This is a genomic window from Paenibacillus sp. TY11 (genome assembly GCF_059772165.1).
Window position 1 is genome coordinate 205,003 of the sequence record NZ_JCBAIQ010000002.1, and the last position, 19,592, is coordinate 224,594.

Below are 19,592 nucleotides of genomic sequence, written 5' to 3' on the forward strand. Positions count from 1 at the left end.
TGCAACCTGTCAAGGGTTGTTGCCCCACAAAAAAAGGCTACATGAGAATCCCGCTCATGTAACCATATTTATGCACAACCATCCCAGGCTATACCATCAGACAAGTCCGCGGACATAGAGATATGCTGAGAGTATGAAAATAAACAGGATATAATAAAGCACGCTGCACACCACAAAACCTATTCGCAAACCACGCCGTTCATTTTTACGAAAATAAAACAGTACAATTAGAACAGCCAAAAGTGAAAGAAAGGCATTCCAAGGAGCCTTCACTAGCGAGAAACAGCTAAGGGTCCAGCCCGTCGCCATGCTCGCTACGGTCATCCACAATGCTTCGGTTAGCTTCACTTGGACAAACGAGCTGCACTGTCCCGAATAGCAGCAATAGCCGCTGCGCGGTCTGCTCTGCCGAATACCGCACTGCCTGCCACCAAAACGTCAGCACCCGCTTCAAATACGGCAGGTGCCGTCTCCTCCGCAATACCTCCGTCTACCTCGATATGTACGTCTGGACGACCCAGTTCGTTCAACCAAGCACGGATTTGTCTGATTTTATTCAACGTCTCTGGAATGAAGGACTGACCCCCAAAACCAGGATTGACCGTCATCACTAGAATCATATCCACATTTGGCAGCACTTCCTTGATCGCGTATGGTGAAGTACCCGGATTGAGAGCCACTCCAGCCAGAGCGCCTTGCTGCTTGATCAAGTGTATGACACCATGCAAATGAACACAGGCCTCAGCATGTACAGTGATGATATTGGCTCCTGCCTTTACGAAATCGCCGATATAACGTTCAGGATGCTCAATCATCAGATGAACGTCCAGGGGAAGAGTCGTATGCGGACGAATAGCCTGAACGATAGGTGGGCCCAGTGTAATATTGGATACAAAATGTCCATCCATTACATCCACATGAATCCAGTCTGCCCCTCCTGCCTCGGCTTCCGCAACTTCACTGCCCAAGCGAGCAAAATCAGCGGATAAAATCGACGGTGCTATTTTTAACATATGCTCAGTACCTCCGCTTTTTTTCTTTTAATTCCTGATAGAACTGCAAATAGCTATCATACCGTCCCTGTGAAATATGTCCTTCTTCCAGGGCCTCTCTTACTTTACAGCCAGGTTCGTGAATATGGGTGCAACCTCGAAATTTGCATCCTTCCGCATACTGCTGGAATTCACGAAAACAGGGAGATAACTCATCTACACCCAGCTCCAAAAAATCCAGCTGGCTAAACCCCGGTGTATCTGCTACAAACCCGCCGTTGTCAAGAGGAATCAGCTCCACATGACGAGTGGTATGTCTTCCTCGTCCCAGCTTATTGCTTATGGCGCTCGTCTCCAGCGTTAACCCAGGCTCCAGAGCATTAAGCATGGAAGACTTTCCTACACCTGACTGCCCGGAAAATACGCTGATTTGACCAGCCAACAGCTTCTTGAGCTCAGCCGTACCTTCCCCGGTACGGGCACTGGTTACCAGCACCTCATAACCGATCTTCCGGTAAATTTCCTGAACGGCCAGCACGGTATCATCCTCTGAAGGGCTGCCTTCATACAAATCGCGCTTGGTCAGACAGATAATCGTATCTAGCCCGGCGTGCTCAATATGGACTAAAAATTTGTCCAGTAAAGGCAGGTTTAAATCCGGCTCACGCAGGGAAAATAGCAGCACAGCAAGCGTGGTATTAGCCACAGGAGGGCGGATTAGCTCCGTCGTACGCTTTCTAATCTCCTTGACCATACCTTCCCCATTTTCAGTCAGTTCGTAAACGACCCGATCACCGACAAGGGGCGTAATCTCTTTTTTCTTGAAAATGCCGCGTGCTCTGCATTGTACCGTAGCTTCGCCGGATACCGGACGCCCATCCTGATCCAGGCTGGAGACATAATAATATCCGCTAAGCGCCTTGACGATCAGACCTTCAGGCATGTGTAAGATGTCCTCCTTCATAATGTTCAAGTTTCATTGCGTGTAATAGGTTGAGTATCTTATTCGAGCAAGTTTACTGATGCTGCACAGCCTCAATCACTTTACCCTTCTTATTCTGGGAACTGTGGCCTGGGTTGTTTTTATAGCTAACAGCCAACTCGCTGCGCGTAACCCCCGTAGAATCCGTTCCAGGAGCATAGGCGGAAGGATCACCATTACCTCCCGTCCCCTCCTGATTGTTCGAGTCGCCTCCACTATTACCACTATCATTAGAAGATTCCCCGCTATTACCTTCCTCGTCGTTTTCATTTCCATTTTGCGAAGAAGTACCATTAGATGTATCCGTTGGTGATGTTCCGGCAGGCGGAGCAATTTGAGGCATCGTCACCGTTCCATTTTTCGCATCAATATAAGAGACGGGATACGTATCAACAAAGGCACCATCTCTAAATACTGAGACGACACTGTCTTTGTTCGGAGCCATCAACAGGTTGATAGTGAACACCTGTGTCGTATTAATCGTACGGCTTCCCCATTCCTGATTTTCTCCACGTGCATCCGTATAAGTGATACGAATTTTGCTGTTTTTACCCTCTTCCTTCGGCGCAACAGGCACATTAAATGGTAACGTAATCGCTTCTGGCGGGTAACCGGTGCTTACATAAATCGTAATTTCCGTATTGAGTGGCAATTCACTGCCTGCCTCTGACGGCCATTGTTTGGTTACTCTTCCTTTTTCCTGCTCATAGCTGAATTCCTCTTTAATCGAGCCAACCTTCAACCCCGCCTTTTTGACGTCATTTTCCGCTTGGTTCTGCGTCTTCCCTACCAGACTCGGCATTTTTACAGTGTCAGCGCCCTTGCTGACTGTGAGCACAACCTGGACTGAATCCTTATCAAATGGCTCATTTGCAGCGGGTGTCTGACTAAGGACGGTCCCTGCGGCCTGATCACTGAACTGCTCATTTTGCTGAATCTGCGTCTCCTTAATTTGCTGGGCGGTCAGCAGCTTAACAGCATTCTCGTAGCTTTGGCCTTTGACATCCGGCATCGGGGTGAGCGGCTTGGCAATCCCGACTTTCAGACTAATCTTGGTTCCTTCCTTGACTAGAGAATCTTCAGGATAGCTTTGATAAAATACAACTCCAGGCGCGATTCCCTCTTTGTATTCATGCTGAATCGGCTCCTCAATGAGCAATCCTGCTTTACTCAGATTAACCTTCGCTTGGTCTTCTGTTTGTGTCAGTACACTGGGTACTTTTACCTCAGGCACGACAAGTACACTTTGCACATAGTACACCACTCCGCCCATGCACAAAAGTAGCACCAACACTAGCGTCACCCACAAGATCGGCTTTTTTCTACTTTTCTTGGACGATTGCTTGCTTGGAAGCTGTTCAGACTCACGCGGTTGGACAGGCACATCATCCCCACTGGAAGACATACCCAATTGTTGAGGTTTAATAGCTGGAATAACCCGCGTTTGATCCTCATCATCCAAATGTGTAAACTCCAGCTTGGATTCATTGCGCCGCCCCGGCAGCAAACAGGTTTCTAAATCTTTTAGCATTTCGTCTGCCGATTGATAACGCTCCTCCGGATTTTTGCGCATGGATTTTAGAATCACATTTTCCACACTTTGCGGAATCAACGGATTAATTTTACGCGGTTCCTCAAATTCCTCTTGCAAATGCTTGAGTGCTACACTAATTGGGCTTTCTCCCAGAAAAGGGAGCTGCGCCGTCAGCATTTGATATAAGACAATACCTAAAGAATATAAGTCCGATTTTTCGCCGGTGACGACACCCTTTGCATGCTCAGGTGAAAAATAATGGACAGAACCCACAACAGATCCCGTCTGGGTAATTGTCGTTGACGTAACAGCTCTAGCAATCCCAAAATCGGTTACCTTAACCCGTCCATTACGTCCAATTAATATATTATGAGGCTTAATGTCCCGGTGAATAATCTGATTTTGGTGGGCATGCTCCAGCGCATCACAAATCTGGGAAGCGATCCGTACTGCTTCATCCACTTGCAATGGCGCACGTTCTTTAATAATCTCATTCAAATTTTTACCTTCGACGCACTCCATTACAATATAATGGATTTCATCCTCTTGGCCGACATCATAAATACTGACCACGTTCGAATGAGAAAGCGAGGCCGCAGACTGCGCCTCACGCCGAAACCGGCGAATAAATTCCTCATCATGAACAAATTGCTGACGCAACACTTTAACTGCAACATTGCGATTCAGCAAAATGTCTTGAGCCTTATACACCAGCGCCATACCGCCGCCACCGATACGCTCAATAATTTCGTATCTTCCCCCTAGCAGGTGCCCGATCATGCGTCACACCCCTTTTCACTCAATGAAACCGTGTCGTCGGGCAATTCAAACAAAGCGACAGTAATGTTATCGTCTCCTCCGGCAAGCAGCGCCAAATGTAGCAGACGATCCGCACGTTCCTCCAAAGGATTCTCTGCAGCACCTACCACTTTACTGATTTGTTCTTCCGTTACCAAATTGCTTAATCCGTCGCTGCACAGTAATAGTACATCGCCTTTTTCCAGTGTAATGGAGTCAATATCCACTTTTACCTCGGAATCAGTGCCCAGCGCCCGTGTCAGCACATTGCGACGGGGATGGTTCTCCCGCTCTTCCTTACTGATTTGACCGTTTTTAAACAGCTCATTAACCAAAGTATGGTCTTCTGTAAGCTGACGTACCGCTCCTTTAGATATGACATAGGCGCGACTGTCACCGATATGTCCGATAATTCCGGATGCGTCGTTTAGCAATACCGCAACTACTGTCGTTCCCATATTATGATACTTTTCATCTCGAGCAGCCGTTTGGAAGATGACTTCATTGGCATGCAAAATAGCGTCGCTGAGCGCCGCCGTCAAAGAATGAGCGGATAATCCGCTCTCCAGCGTCGCCAAATCAGCGGCAAGTGTCTCTACCGCAAGGCGGCTGGCCGTATCACCGGCCAAATGCCCCCCCATACCATCGGCAACAATTCCAAGAATATAGCCTTGCTCCAAGTGCCTGATCCAGGCAGAATCCTCATTTACCGAACGTACACGTCCGACATGGCTGACATGAACTGTTTTGATCAAATGGTTTCACCCCAACTCCATATGCTTTGCACGCAACTGACCGCAGGCTGCGGCGATATCGTGACCCTGTTCACGCCGGATCGTCACATTGACGCCTTTTTCGGCAAGAATACGTTGGAAATTAAAAATATCGCTGCGCGATGTGCGTACATACTTGCGCTCAGGTACATGGTTGACTGGAATCAAATTGACGTGGCACAGCATGTCCTTCAACACATCCGCCAGCTCTTCAGCGTGTTCTGCCTGGTCATTTACCCCACCAATCAGGGCATATTCGAACGAAATTCTTCGACCCGTTTTGGCAAGATAGTAACGAAGAGAATCCATAACATCATTAAAAGGATAACGCCGATTTACAGGCATCAGCTTCGAACGAAGCGCATCATTAGGCGCATGGATGGATATTGCCAGATTAATCTGGGTATCCTCGTCGGCAAATTTATAAATATTCGGTACAATGCCGCTGGTCGACACTGTGATATGACGTTGACCAATATTCAGGCCCTTTTCATGAATCATTGTACGTAAAAACGTCATGGTCGCTTCATAGTTTTCAAAAGGCTCGCCCGAGCCCATAATGACGATGCTGCTCACTCGTTCATTGGTTTTATCCAAAATTTTCTGAGCCTGCACCACCTGTGCAGTAATTTCACCAGCCGTCAGATTCCGTTTGAGGCCTCCAAGCGTCGAAGCGCAGAAAGTACAACCAATCCGGCACCCCACTTGAGTCGTTACACAAATACTGTTTCCGTAATTGTGTCTCATAATGACCGTTTCAATGGCATGATCATCATGCAAACCGAACAGGAATTTTACTGTACCGTCCTTCGATTCCAACTTTGTAATTTCATGAAGCGTCACAAAACTAAATTGCTCCTCAAGCTTCTCTCTCAGCGCCTTGGACAAATTCGTCATCTCGCTGAAATCATTGACCCGCTTCACATACAGCCAGTCAAAAATTTGTCCTCCACGAAAAGCAGGCTCGCCATTGTTCTTGGCCCAGTCCTGAAGCTCCTCCAGAGTTAAATCATATATAAAAGGTTTCATGAATGTTTGCACCCGTTCCTTCTTCGTTAAGTTCTGTTTGATCGCAGATAGTATTTTTCATTCTTCCTATTTTAGCACAAATCCCTGAGAGGGTAAAAATTTTTCGTCTTCATGCAAAAAACCGCCGGAGATGTCCGGCGGAATGTGGAAATGCTGGTGGGCAGCTACCTCGAATTCTCTTCCGAGCTACTTCACCCGGCGCAGACGTGCGATATAAAATCCGTCGCTGTGGAAATGCTGCGGTAACAGCTGTACCGAGCCTCGCTGTATACCATCCTTTTGGTGACTCACGTCTGGGAAGGAATGGCCCTCTGCCAACTCATACTCTGGATGTTCGCTTAAAAACCGAGTCAATTGTCCTTCATTTTCGTCCGGCTCAATCGTGCATGTGCTGTATACCAGAATACCACCTGGCTTCAACAGTCCCGCCACACTATCCAGCAACTCATGCTGAAGCTGCGTAATGTCGCGAACATCCTGCGCAGTTTTGCTCCAACGCAGGTCCGGTTTACGGCGAATTACTCCAAAGCCGGAGCATGGAGCATCCAGCAAAATACGGTCAAAAGAGGCCGGAGCATATCGTTCCTTCAGTTCTAACGCATCACCGGTAACCGTTTCTACGGCCTCCAGGCCAAGTCGATTAGCCTGTTCACGGATTAATTGATGCTTATGGGCATGCAGATCATTCGCAACAATTCGGCCTCGATCCTTCATCAGCTCAGCCATATGGGCCGTTTTGCCACCTGGAGCGGCACAGCAATCCAGTACCAGCATTCCGGGCTCAGGAGCGACTGCTTCGGCAACGAGCATGGAGCTCTCATCCTGTACGGATAGCAAGCCGTCCGTATACCACGAGGTAAGTGCCATATTTCCGCCGCTACGAACAACAATCCCGTAGGGGCTAACTGCTGAAGGAACAGCATCAACCCCTTTTGCACGCATCTCGTCCAGCAGCTGATCACGGCTGGTCATTGTCGTATTCACCCGTACGCTGACCGCAGGGGGCTCATTATTAGCCTGACAGATAGCCTCAGCTGTATCTGTACCGTATTGCTTAATCCATCGCTTAACCAGCCACTGTGGATGGGAATGTTCTAACGAAATCCGTTCCTCTACTGACAAACCGTCAGGAATACGCAGCTTGTCCGGCTCACGCAGCATGCTGCGCAGCACGCCGTTGACCATCCCGGAAATCCCCTGATGCCCGCGCCGCTTGGCAATGGTCACTGCTTCACTAACGACTGCATGATCCGGTACTCGATCCAGATACACCATCTGATACACACTCATCCGCAGCAACGAACGTACCCAGGCCTGAAGCTTGGCCGTTCCTTTTTGAACAAATTTATTCAAAAAATAATCCAATGTATTTCGACGTGCGACTGTACCGTATACAAGTTCCGTCGTCAAGCCAGCGTCACTTGCAGATAAACCTGCCTGCTGAAGCCGACGATTTAGCTCAAGATTGCTATATGCGCCTTCCTGCTCCACACCGGTCAACACATCAAGTGCAACTTCACGCGCCGTCTGATTGCGAGTCTTGCCGGATCTGGCACCCGCTCCCTTGCCTTGGCCTCCCTGACGGGAGTGACCCCCGCTCACCGGAGCACCGTGCCTGGCTTCATCTGTCCGCCGCGTGCAAAGGTTCCGGCTTCCATAACCTTCTTGCCTGCCGGTTGAACCTGAGTCAGCCAGAGGGTGCCTTCACCTGTCTGCACCTCAATGCCACGAGCGGTCAATTGAAGAACCGTTCCGGGTGCTGGAGCATTTGATCCACTCGCTTCATTATTTATGGAAGGCTGCTCAGCGGCCCATATTTTGAAAATATTTTCCTCCCAGAGCGTAAACGCGCCGGAAAAAGGAACAAGCCCGCGAATCCGGTTGTATATTTGCTGCGCATTGTCACTCCACGAAATACGCTCATCATCGCGGTTCAGGTTCGGGGCGTAGGTTGCCTCGTCCTCGTTTTGCGGCGTACGGTCTGATTGCCCTGCCAGCAACTTGGGCAGCTCGTCCTGCAAAAGACTTGCTCCAGCTACGCTTAGCTTCTCAAAAATTGTACCAGACGTATCCTCCGGCTCAATAGCAACCTCAACCCGCGATATCATATCGCCGGTATCCAGTCCTTCCGCCATATACATCAACGTCACGCCCGTCACAGTTTCACCGTTAATAATCGCACGCTGGATCGGTGCACCTCCCCGATAACGGGGAAGTAGCGAACCATGCACATTCAGACAGCCGAAACGAGGCAGGTCTAATACGGACTTAGGCAAAATTTGCCCATAAGCTGCGGTTACGATCAGATCAGGACGCAGCTCCGCTACCTGAGCCACCGCTTCCGGCTGGCGCAGACGAGTTGGTTGCAGCACAGGCAATCCGCGTTTCTCTGCCGCTTCCTTGACTGGTGTAGGCGTCAATATTTTTTTGCGTCCCTGTGGCTTATCCGGCTGTGTAATCACACCGACCACGTTATAACCGTTGTCCAGCAACATGTTCAGCGATGGCACTGCAAACTCAGGTGTACCCATAAAGATAATGCGAATGTCTTGACTCATCGAGCCTCACTCCCCTATCTGACGGGTCGGTCCTGGCTGTTCCAGCGCAACCTCATATACTTTTTCTGCAATATCCGTGAACAAAATTCCATTTAAATGGTCAATTTCATGCTGAAAAGCACGAGAAAGTAATCCTGTCGCTGTAACCGTAATGGCCTTGCCCTCGCGGTCCAGTCCCTTGACTGTAACCTTCTCGGCACGACGCACATCCCCGTTCAACCCAGGAATACTCAGGCAGCCTTCAGGACCCAATTCCTCCCCTTCTTCAGCTACGATTTCTGGATTGATCATTTTAATCAAACCATGCTCATCTCCAGCATCTACGACGATGAGACGCTTCAAAATACCTACTTGTGGAGCAGCAAGACCTACTCCCTCCGCTTCATACATCGTATCTGCCATATCGTCGAGCAGCTTTTGCACGTTAGGCGTAATTTTAGTTACTTCCTTTGCTACTTTGTGCAGTACGTCATCCGGCTCCAACACTATAATTCTAATTGACATGACAACAGAACACCTTCCTCTTTATCCTTCATTTAGGTTTAACTGTATTCATCACAAACGCGACTGCTACATTATCCTATGTACGGACGGCTTGTCCGCATTAATTGTGCTAACAACTTTTGTGGCAACACTCTACATAAGCATTTGCGGATCGACATCCAGACTAATCAGCAACTTTTGTGCTTGTGCGGATTCCGCCATTTCATCAGCTACTTGCTGAGCCAAACCAATCGCGTCGATATTTCCACGCCATTTTATCATACATTGAAATCGGTATCTATTCTTGATTCTCGAAATGGGTGAAGCTACAGGCCCCAAAATGTCGAGCACATCCGATGTAAGCCGATCCATATTCCCGAACCACCCTCGTTGTCTCGCTCGTCCCTGTAGTGTTGCTGAATAGTTCTCAGCCAGTCGGACTAGCACCGGAAGCTGTTCATGAGAAAAGGTCACCAAAATAAGACGGCAATAGGGTGGATAGTGCAGATCGCGGCGGTGTTTCAACTCTTCCCTCACAAAAGAAGCATAATCGTGACGACTTGCGTGAATCACCGAATAATGCTCTGGAGTATAGGATTGTACGAATACTTCCCCTGGCAATTGATGTCTTCCAGCACGTCCAGCTACTTGTGTTAACAGCTGAAATGTCTTTTCCGCAGCCCGAAAATCCGGTAAATTGAGAGCCGAATCCGCAGTAATGACACCAACCAGTGTCACATCGGGAAAGTCCAGCCCTTTGGCTACCATTTGAGTACCGAGCAGCACGTCCGCTTTTTTATCACGAAATTGCTTGAGCAGCTTTTCGTGGGCGTTTTTTTCTGTCGTTGTATCCACATCCATTCGGACAACACGTATACCGGGGAATAGCTTCGCCAGCTCTTCTTCCACTCGCTGGGTACCTGTACCGAAGTAGCGAATATGCTCACTACCGCATTCCGGGCAAGTCTGAGGTACGGGCTCGGAGTAGCCACAGTAATGGCAACGTAAATTGTTCGACCGCTGATGATACGTAAGCGAAATATCGCAATGCGGACACCCCGCCACATAGCCGCAGCTACGGCACATGACGAACGTGGAGTGCCCACGCCGGTTCAACAGTAATACCGTCTGCTCCTTACGCTCTAACCGCTCTGCGATTCCATTATGCAGCGCGCGGCTGAACATGGAGCGATTGCCAGCACGCAGTTCCTCACGCATATCCATGATATGAACTTCGGGTAAAGTATTCCCCAATGCGCGGGTTGGCATTTCAAGCAGCAACGGTGCAAACTCATCGTTGCTTTGTGAGCGAGCGGCATAGTAACTTTCCAGCGACGGTGTAGCCGAGCCGAGAATAACGACAGCCCCATGCTGATGGGCTCTGCGAATGGCTACATCACGCGCATGATATTTAGGTGTCTCTTCCTGCTTATAGGACGTTTCGTGCTCCTCATCCATAATAATGAGCCCTAACTCACGAAAAGGCGCAAATACTGCCGAGCGAGCGCCAATCGCCACTTTCACACGGCCTTCACGTATTTTGCGCCACTCATCGTACCGTTCTCCCCCCGATAACCTACTGTGCATCACTGCTACCTGATCGCCAAAGCGGCCTTTGAAACGCTCTACCATTTGTGGGGTTAACGATATTTCAGGTACCAGCACAATGGCCTGACGATTCTGCTCGATACAACGCTGAATTGTCTGTAGATAGATTTCCGTCTTACCGCTCCCCGTGACTCCATGCAACAAATAAGCTCCTTGCTCACGCGTGTCCAGCTGGAGAATAATCCGTTCATACACCGACTGCTGCTCTGCTGTGAGAGGGAGTGGCTCTGTAGGCTTAAAGTGTCTACCCCGGTAGGGGTCGCGGAACACTTCGACATCCTCCAGCAACACATAGCCCTTATCTTCCAGCGCCTTAACCGTTGCAGCCGATACACTCAGTGAGGTCATGACTTCCTTCAGCGGCAGAGGCAGAAACTCGCTACGTTCCAGCAAAAAAGCAAGTACCTCCCGCTGACGCTGCGCTTTGGCAGAAAATTGCTCCAATGCCGTTGATGCCTCATCTATGCTGATAGCCAGATCAACGGCTTTCATGGTCTTTTTGCCAAGTTTGTCTTTAATAACCTGACTTTCCTGAAGCACTCCCCGGCGTAACAGCGATTTAATAACCTCTGCCTCCTCGGGGAAACGTCGACTGAGCTGCTGCAATGGGACTTGCTCCTTCTCCTGAATGAAGCTGACAATCTGACGCTCCGCCGGATCACTCATACCGTCGTCGGTCAGAAGTGCCCATTCGAGCTCGTCGTCCTGATTCGGTTGTATAGTACGCTGTGAATGCGTTTTTGAACCTTGGCCCAACATAGCTTGAACAGGGGAAGGGTGCGTAAACTCATGTTTTTCGGCAATTGAGATATAACGTTCTGCCTTGCCCTTGAGCGCGGTAGGAATCATCACTTGCAGTGCCATAATTTGATTACAAGCATAACGTTCGCTCATCCATTTTCCCAGTTCGACCAGATCGGGAGATATGGGCGGTACCAAATCCAGCAACTCCTGAATCGCTCTCATCCTGTATTTCGGCGGCTCCTCAGCTGGGACTACCGAGATGACAAAAGCCTGCACCGTCCGTTTACCAAATGGTACAGCTACCCGGCTACCTGGCTCAATCCAAGGCCTCATTGAGTCCGGTATCAGATAATCGAAGGTACGGTCCGTATCCTTAGCAGGTACATCGACAATGACCTTGGCAACTAAATTGCCCGTCTCCATTAATGCAGCACCCCACCCATGCGTCCTGCGGCTATAGTAAGCAACTTACGCGCAACCTCTTCCTTTGACTGTACAGGAATACGCACTACCATCCCGCTTCGGTCATAAATTTGAACAGCATTCGTATCGACACCAAAGCCGGCGCCATCCACAGTGACATCGTTTGCGACGATCAAATCACAATTTTTACGTTCTAATTTATCTATTGCATACGTCTCCAAATTTCCGGTTTCCGCTGCAAAGCCAATTAAAAATTGATGTTTCTTGCTGCGTCCAAGTGATTCCAGAATATCGACGTTCTTCACTAACTCCAGCGTAAATACACTATCTTTTTTCTTGATCTTGGTCTGTGCCACCTCACGTGGTCGATAATCTGCAACCGCAGCAGCCATAACGACCATATCGCTCGTTTCCCATTGTTTTAACACAGCGTCGTACATGTCTTGAGCGGACTGAACTCTTTCAAGCGAAATCCCTGAAGGCGGCTCTACGCTGGTATTTGCAGCGATCAAACGCACCTCTGCACCCATCTCCTGAGCAACTTTTGCAATGGCAAAGCCCATCTTTCCGGAGGAATCGTTCGTAATATAACGCACCGGATCAATTCTCTCGATCGTGCCTCCAGCCGTCACAATAATTTTTCTGCCTGAAAGCAGCTTTTCATTCTCGTTCACAAGTGATTCGGGCGCTTGACTTTCCGTAGATTCTCCACCAAACCACCGTAGCTCAGACTTGCTTTTGCTTTTATCATCCTGACCTTGCTGTTCAAAAAAGCGCTCTATGGTCTGCACGATCGTTTCCGGCTCTTCCAAGCGCCCTTTGCCAACATAACCACAAGCCAGTAATCCTTCACCAGGCTCAATCATCATCACACCGCGTGATACGAGCGTCTCCATGTTTTGCATGACTGCCGGATGAGTGTACATATGCACGTTCATCGCAGGCGCCACCATAATGGGAGCTGTCGTAGCCAGCAACGTTGTAGACAGCATATCATCAGCAAGACCATGCGCCATTTTCCCGATGATATTCGCGGTTGCAGGAGCAACCAGCACCAAATCAGCCGCATCCGCCAGATGAATATGGGATACGACGGACGGTTCTCTTTCATCAAACGTATCACTGTATACCGGATTACGAGAGAGCGACTGCAGCGTAAGTTCAGTAATAAACTCCTTGGCGGAGGCCGTCATAATCACATGAACCTCGGCTCCCTTTTGCGTTAGCTTACTACACAGTGCAGCCCCTTTATAAGCGGCAATTCCGCCGGTAATGCCAAGAATAATGACTTTCCCCTTCAACATCGTTAACTCCCCCTGACCGAAAAAAATAACAACCTTGCGGTTGTCAAAGAAATTGGCATTGCGCCCGGTTATAATAATTGTCTATAATTCTTACTCGTCTTCGCCGCTTTCAAGACGCAGATGATCCGCGTAAATCTCTTCCAACGCCACTCCAACTTGCTTGTGGGATTTAGGATTCTTGAGAGTCGTCTTTTCACCCTCGCGCAACTGTCTGGCACGGCGTGAAGCCGCTACAACCAACGAATACTTACTATCTGCCTTTTTCATCATTTCATCAATGGAAGGATACAGCACGAATAGACACCTCTTCATGTAGTTTTGGGACTGTATAAGCTGAACTCCAGTGTACACCTTCAAGCTCAGCTTATACAGTATTATTTCTCTTTAGGTACGCTTGGCATATGTAAAGCCCTCGCTTAAGGATGAACCTTACAATGTTCGGCGATAATAATGGATTCTATTCGTTTACAAGCCAAATCAATCTCATCATTGACAACCGCATAATTATAGTGACGCAACAGATTCATTTCATCCACAGCTACCGACATACGGTGGTCAATGGTTGCTTGAGTTTCCGTGCCCCGTCCCCGAATTCTATCCTTTAATTCATCCAACGAAGGTGGAAGCAGGAAAATAAATATGCCTTCTGGAAACTTTTCTTTTACCTTTAGCGCTCCCTGAACTTCAATTTCCAGGAAAATATCTTTACCCTGCGCAAGCGTCTGATCTACAAAATCACGTGGAGTGCCATAATAGTTCCCTACATACTCTGCATACTCCAGCATTTCATCCCGTTCAATCATACCCAAAAACTCTTCACGCGTTTTGAAAAAATAGGTCACTCCATCCTGTTCGCCCGAACGAGGTGTTCGAGTTGTAGCAGAAACGGAGTACGTTATCTCAGGTAGCTTTTCACGCAATGCATTGCCTACCGTCCCTTTACCGACACCCGAAGGTCCGGATATTACAAATAGTAATCCCTTAGCCATAGTACACTCCATTTTTATTCGTCATTGTCATCATCTTTAGTGGATAGGCGATGAGCGACCGTCTCCGGCTGCACCGCAGACAGGATTACATGATCACTGTCCGTAATAATAACAGCCCGTGTCCGGCGACCATAGGTAGCATCAATTAACATATGACGGTCCCTGGCTTCCTGTATAATCCGCTTGATCGGAGCAGACTCCGGACTGACGATAGAGATAATTCGGTTGGCCGACACGATATTGCCGAAGCCAATATTGATCAATTTGATTGCCATATTCAGGTCTTTCCCCCTATACATGTGACTATTGCAGCCGTGCCGCTACCAGGTAGCTACTCAATATTTGCAGCCTGCTCACGAATTTTCTCTAGCTCTGCTTTCATCTCGACGACCAAATTAACCAATGTGAGATGATTAGCCTTGGAGCCAATCGTGTTGACTTCCCTGTTCATTTCCTGGATTAAAAAATCTAATTTGCGGCCGGCCGGCTCGTCCGAGCGCAGCAACCCCTTGCACTGCCCAAAGTGACTTTGAAGCCGGGTAAGCTCCTCATCAATATTGCTGCGATCCGCGAATAACGCAATCTCCATTCCGAACTTATGTTCATCAAGCGTAAATGAACCGTCCTGAAGCTCTTTAAGCCTGTGTCTCAGCCTGTTACGGTAGTCGCTCACAACATGAGGAGCCAGCACCGTCATTTCATGATGCAGGGATTCCAGACGTAAAATACGGGATTCCACATCTTGCGCCAAATGCCCGCCTTCTCGTCTTCTCATCTCCAGCAAACCTTGCAAAGCTTCGTTCAAAGCTCGCTGTAGCTGCTCTTCCCAGTCCTCTTCATCTCCATCGCAAGCTTCTCCAGGCTCACCCAGAACGTCAGGCAAAGCAAGAATATCGCTTATACCTAACGTTCCTTTCACGCCATAACGATCCGCCAGCTGCTCCGCTGCATGCAGGTAAGCCTGCACCACAGTGTCATTCAACCGTGCGGCGGGTATCTGTTCTTCATCACGTTCCCTGTGGATGAAGACATCGATACGACCGCGTTTAATCTGCTGTTGAACCGTTCTTCTCAAGCCATCCTCATAACGAGCCCATTCGCGCGGAATTCTCATCATCACTTCGCAATAGCGGTGATTCACCGATTTCAATTCCAAGCGCACTTTATAGCCCTCATAATGAAGGATGGCTTGACCGTATCCGGTCATACTCAATGACATCGGCATCACATCCATTATACTATTGTAATTGATTATTATAGTCGAAACAAGGGGGCCTGTACGCGGCCTGATTTTTGCCATACATAAGAAGTCAGCTCAGCCGTCATTTCATAGAACATAAATGGAGTCATAAAATAGATACCATTAAAATGTTCCATTGCCGTATCAAGTAACTCCTTGGCAATAGAAACGCCCATTGCTCGTCCTTCCGGGCCCTCCAGACCAGACATACGCGCACGCACCTCATCGGATAACTGAATGCCTGGCACTTCATTGTGCAAGTATTCTGCATTGCGCCCACTAGCTAGCGGCATAATACCGATAAAAATCGGCACCTCCAAATGCCGTGTCTCTTCCGCGATGGCTGCAATCAACTCGTGGTCGTAAACGGGCTGGGTCATAATATAATCGGCTCCGGAGGCAATTTTCTTTTCCAACCGCTGTACGGCTTTACCCAAATGCTTGACGTTGGGATTAAATGCGGCACCTACCACAAAATTAGCTTTCTGCTTCAGTGGCTTACCAGAAAATGCGACACCATCATTTAATTGCTTGATCATGCGGATGATTTCAAAAGAGGTCATATCATACACCGAACTGGCGCCAGGCAAATCACCGAACCGCGCCGGATCTCCAGTGACTGCCAGTACATGGTCAATACCCAGCGCGTCAAAACCCATCATGTGGGATTGAGTACCAATCAGATTACGGTCACGGCATGCTATATGAATTAATGGGCGCAAGCCTGTTTCAATACTGACCAGATGTCCAAGCGCCATGTTGCTCATGCGAGTGACCGCAAGCGAATTATCAGCCAGTGTAAGCGCGTCGGCCCCAGCTTTCTTCAACGCATGCGCACCTTGCATAAACCGTGTAATGTCCAGATCGCGCGGTGGATCGAGTTCTACGATGACCGTATGCCGTTCCTTAACCAGATCCACAATATTGGGCTCGCTGGCATGTCTGCCATTTCCTCGTCCCCCTTCATCTGCAATCTGCTCCGCCACATGAATGGACTCTTTGGACAAAGCTTCTTTTGGAGCCAGCGGGGGCGGTTGCAAATCGTTCAAAGCTTTGGAAATAGCAGCAATATGGTCTGGTGTAGTTCCGCAGCAACCACCGAGAAGCCTCGTACCCAGATCTACAAAGGACGTGGCACATTCTCCAAAATATTCAGGTGATGCACCGTATACATAGTGACCGTCCACATAATCTGCCAGTCCCGCATTCGGATATACGGACAGCGGTACAGACAAGGGCCCGTCCAGCTGCTCCATTACACTCATAATTCCCTGCGGACCGGAGTGACAGTTAAATCCAAGGATGTCTGCTCCCTCATTACGCAGCATCGAAAAAGCTTCCGCCACTAAAAAACCATCCTGGGTACGACCAACCTGATCGACCGCAAACTGACAAATTACCGGAATGTCACTGTATTTACGTACACTGTGAAGCGCAATGCGTATTTCATCCAGTGAATAAAACGTTTCGCACAAAATGCCGTCGACTCCTTCGGAAAGAAGGGCATCAATCTGCTGCTCGTAGTTTCGGGCCAGTTCCAGCTTTGATATGTTAAGCCGTTTGCCTCCGCATATGGAACCTACCGCACCTACTACATAATGTTCAGGTCCGGCCGCAGCTCTGGCAATTCTCACACCGGCACGATTGATCTCTTCTACCTTAGATTCCAGTCCAAACCGGGCCAACTTATAATCATTTGCAGAGAATGTATTAGTCTCCAGCAATCGTGCTCCTGCATTTAAATATTGACCATGCACGTCTGATATAACGTCAGGTGAAGTGATATTCAGTTCTTCGTAAGACGTATTTACTGGAAAGCCTAGCTGGTATAAAAAAGTCCCCATTGCGCCGTCTCCGACAATAATTTCACGATTCAGCACAGTACGTAAATCCGGTTTCATGTCCTCTGCTCCACCCCGCTCTTTATTTTCATACTAATGTAACATAAAGAGACTACAAACATAAGCCAAAAACAAAAAAAGCCGCCTCACTCCCCAACATTATGATATCAGGAGTGAAGCAACTTAATTTATCATTTCTATTTCCTACTAAATTTTCATTACATTTTCCCATCGGAAGAATGGAGAGAGAACTCGTAAAAAGTCCCTTTTTTATTCACCTTAGCCACAATAGAATCCGTTCCCTTTTGCTGTTTGGAGAATGTATATTGATTCCCTTGAATTTTCACTCCATAGCCGGACAAATTGATGTTAAACAACTGCTGCACCTTGGGTTTGACCAGCTGCAAAGCTTCTGAGGCGGTATATTTCGGGCTTGCAAACGTTTTTTTGAAATCTGCGCCATCATTCCAATCCACCCCATAGGTGGATACAGCCAGCACCTTGCCGGTTACCGCGCCAATTTTGACCTCACTCGCCTCGTTTGCATCCTCGAACGACCAATAATAAAGCCCCTTCGCCTCGTCCTTGTACCGTGAAGCATGCTGCACCATGATACGCTGTCCACTAACACGCTTAAACGTGTTCATTGCACGATTCAGTAATACAGGGTCCACCTGCTTCAGCGGATAGTCCGCATTGATGGTAATACCGTTACCTCGATCTACATCAACATACAATGAGGAAGCTTTTTCTCCTGCGCCCCAAAATACCCAGTAATTTGAAGGCTTGTTGGTCTGATAAGGGGATTTGACCCGCCAGAATGCCTCAAATTGCAAGGGACGCTTGCTGTCAAACGCTTTGGCGCTGTTTAGCACTTTTGTCTTGAGTGGCGCGTTCATCGCCTTTCCCAAGCTGCTTATTTTATATCGTATGGTTGTAGAATCGACTCTGTTTTTTTCTTTATTATATTCTGTCTGAAACGTAGCTGTTCCGTCTTCCAGTCCGCCCTCGACAATCCAGGTTTTCCCCATATCCGTCACATCGTCAAATTGAAATGCTTTCTTTGAACCGATGAGTTCTTGTACTGCTTTTTCTAAACGGCTTACGACAGTCGGAGTTAGCGAGCCAACCTGCTTGTCCGTCGTTTCCGTGGTAGCAGGAATGGTCGCCGCCTGAACCGGAAGCGCGGTGGCTACAAATATGAGGGCTGCAACTGCTGAAATCCAACGAAATTTCCGCACTATGAACGACCTCCTTATCGTTTTCTCATTTTCTATATTATACATCGTTCAGACGTCAAAAAAAGACATAATGTTGCTTTGTTCCCCGTATTCCTTGTATACAGCGGCATAAAAGGCCAAAAAAAGAAGACCCACCAAGGTCTTCTTTCCACTCACTTCTATACGATTATAGGCCAGTTGCACACTATCTTTATAGTTCACATGATTCAGGATAGACGACCTTCGTACACGATCTCAGCCGGGCCCGTCATATATATGTGATTATCGTCCTCGCTCCATTCGATATCCAGATCGCCGCCCTTCAGGCTTACAACCGCGCGGCGGTCGCTGTATCCGTTTAGTACAGAAGCAACAAGCGTAGCACAGGCTCCAGTTCCACAAGCCAGCGTAGGTCCAGCTCCCCTCTCCCATACTCTCATATCTATATGCTGCCGGCTTCGTACCGTGGCGAACTCAACATTTGTTTTTTTAGGGAACAACGGATGGCATTCCAGCTTCGGCCCCCAAGCTTCCAGATCAAAACTTGGTGCATCCTCAACATAAATGACACAGTGCGGATTCCCCATAGATACAGCCGTAAAGCGAAAACCACTTCCACCAGCTTCAATGGACTCGTTAATTACACTAGTCAGATCCAGTGTAGTTGGAATTTTCAAACCCTCCAGAATCGGCTCTCCCATATCTACCTTCACCATACGTACAAGTCCGTTCTCTACAGTCAGTTCAACCTGCTGCACACCTGCACCCAGCGTCTCGATCGTAATCTGTTCACGGTTGATATGCTTACGGTCGTATACGTATTTGGCAGCACAACGGATAGCATTACCGCATTGCTCAGCCTCCGAGCCGTCCGAATTGATAATGCGCATGCAGAAATCCGCTTTTTCTGACGGCAATATATATACCAGTCCATCGGCGCCAACACCAAAATGTCGATCACATAGCCGAACAGCTAATTCCGAAGCGTCAGACGGCAATTCCTGATGCCCAAACCAAACGATAAAATCATTACCCAGACCGTTCATTTTTGTGAATTCCATAGCTTCCCTCCGC

The 19,592-nt window shown here is 48.4% G+C and carries 17 protein-coding genes; all 17 read right to left on the reverse strand.

Annotated features, from left to right (window positions below):
- Nucleotides 1-344: 344 nt before the first annotated feature.
- Entirely contained in the window at nt 345-1,013 is a 669-nt protein-coding gene (rpe, locus tag AC6EJC_RS03155) for a ribulose-phosphate 3-epimerase (RefSeq protein ID WP_444952699.1), read from the reverse strand.
- 4 nt (nt 1,014-1,017) lie between these two features.
- The gene (gene rsgA / locus AC6EJC_RS03160) at nt 1,018-1,935 is read right to left on the reverse strand and encodes a ribosome small subunit-dependent GTPase A (RefSeq protein ID WP_444952700.1); all 918 of its coding nucleotides are present in this window, start codon (nt 1,933-1,935) and stop codon (nt 1,018-1,020) included.
- Between the two features lie 73 nt (nt 1,936-2,008).
- Nucleotides 2,009-4,288: a Stk1 family PASTA domain-containing Ser/Thr kinase gene (pknB, locus tag AC6EJC_RS03165; RefSeq protein ID WP_444952701.1), complete on the reverse strand. Its 2,280-nt coding sequence runs from the start codon at nt 4,286-4,288 to the stop codon at nt 2,009-2,011.
- On the reverse strand, nt 4,285-5,061 hold the full coding sequence (locus AC6EJC_RS03170; RefSeq protein ID WP_444952702.1) for a Stp1/IreP family PP2C-type Ser/Thr phosphatase: 777 nt from the start codon (nt 5,059-5,061) through the stop codon (nt 4,285-4,287). The genes pknB and AC6EJC_RS03170 overlap by 4 nt, the downstream gene beginning before the upstream one ends.
- Before the next feature lie 6 nt (nt 5,062-5,067).
- The gene (rlmN, locus tag AC6EJC_RS03175) at nt 5,068-6,108 is read right to left on the reverse strand and encodes a dual-specificity RNA methyltransferase RlmN (RefSeq protein ID WP_444952703.1); all 1,041 of its coding nucleotides are present in this window, start codon (nt 6,106-6,108) and stop codon (nt 5,068-5,070) included.
- 186 nt (nt 6,109-6,294) lie between these two features.
- Nucleotides 6,295-7,710, reverse strand: a complete 1,416-nt coding sequence (gene rsmB, locus AC6EJC_RS03180; protein WP_444952704.1) for a 16S rRNA (cytosine(967)-C(5))-methyltransferase RsmB — start codon at nt 7,708-7,710, stop codon at nt 6,295-6,297.
- Nucleotides 7,707-8,666 carry a methionyl-tRNA formyltransferase gene (gene fmt, locus AC6EJC_RS03185; protein WP_444952705.1) on the reverse strand — a complete coding sequence of 320 codons (960 nt, stop codon included), beginning with the start codon at nt 8,664-8,666 and terminating at the stop codon, nt 7,707-7,709. The genes rsmB and fmt overlap by 4 nt, the downstream gene beginning before the upstream one ends.
- 6 nt (nt 8,667-8,672) lie before the next feature.
- Nucleotides 8,673-9,170, reverse strand: a complete 498-nt coding sequence (gene def / locus AC6EJC_RS03190) for a peptide deformylase (protein ID WP_444952706.1) — start codon at nt 9,168-9,170, stop codon at nt 8,673-8,675.
- Between the two features lie 132 nt (nt 9,171-9,302).
- A complete protein-coding gene (gene priA, locus AC6EJC_RS03195) occupies nt 9,303-11,924 on the reverse strand; it encodes a primosomal protein N' (protein WP_444952707.1) in 2,622 nt (873 codons plus the stop codon).
- Nucleotides 11,924-13,228 (reverse strand): bifunctional phosphopantothenoylcysteine decarboxylase/phosphopantothenate--cysteine ligase CoaBC, encoded by a 1,305-nt coding sequence (coaBC, locus tag AC6EJC_RS03200; protein ID WP_444952708.1) that lies wholly within the window; start codon nt 13,226-13,228, stop codon nt 11,924-11,926. The genes priA and coaBC overlap by 1 nt, the downstream gene beginning before the upstream one ends.
- 90 nt (nt 13,229-13,318) lie before the next feature.
- Nucleotides 13,319-13,522: a DNA-directed RNA polymerase subunit omega gene (rpoZ, locus tag AC6EJC_RS03205; protein WP_013310893.1), complete on the reverse strand. Its 204-nt coding sequence runs from the start codon at nt 13,520-13,522 to the stop codon at nt 13,319-13,321.
- A 122-nt stretch (nt 13,523-13,644) separates the two neighbouring features.
- On the reverse strand, nt 13,645-14,217 hold the full coding sequence (gene gmk, locus AC6EJC_RS03210) for a guanylate kinase (RefSeq protein ID WP_444952709.1): 573 nt from the start codon (nt 14,215-14,217) through the stop codon (nt 13,645-13,647).
- 14 nt (nt 14,218-14,231) lie between these two features.
- Nucleotides 14,232-14,492, reverse strand: a complete 261-nt coding sequence (gene remA / locus AC6EJC_RS03215; protein WP_005548256.1) for an extracellular matrix/biofilm regulator RemA — start codon at nt 14,490-14,492, stop codon at nt 14,232-14,234.
- Between the two features lie 56 nt (nt 14,493-14,548).
- Nucleotides 14,549-15,436: a YicC/YloC family endoribonuclease gene (locus AC6EJC_RS03220; protein ID WP_444952710.1), complete on the reverse strand. Its 888-nt coding sequence runs from the start codon at nt 15,434-15,436 to the stop codon at nt 14,549-14,551.
- A gap of 35 nt (nt 15,437-15,471) precedes the next feature.
- The gene (locus AC6EJC_RS03225; protein ID WP_444952711.1) at nt 15,472-17,358 is read right to left on the reverse strand and encodes a bifunctional homocysteine S-methyltransferase/methylenetetrahydrofolate reductase; all 1,887 of its coding nucleotides are present in this window, start codon (nt 17,356-17,358) and stop codon (nt 15,472-15,474) included.
- A gap of 158 nt (nt 17,359-17,516) precedes the next feature.
- Nucleotides 17,517-18,539 carry a hypothetical protein gene (locus tag AC6EJC_RS03230; protein WP_444952712.1) on the reverse strand — a complete coding sequence of 341 codons (1,023 nt, stop codon included), beginning with the start codon at nt 18,537-18,539 and terminating at the stop codon, nt 17,517-17,519.
- Between the two features lie 206 nt (nt 18,540-18,745).
- Nucleotides 18,746-19,579, reverse strand: a complete 834-nt coding sequence (dapF, locus tag AC6EJC_RS03235; RefSeq protein WP_444952713.1) for a diaminopimelate epimerase — start codon at nt 19,577-19,579, stop codon at nt 18,746-18,748.
- Between the last annotated feature and the right edge of the window lie 13 nt (nt 19,580-19,592).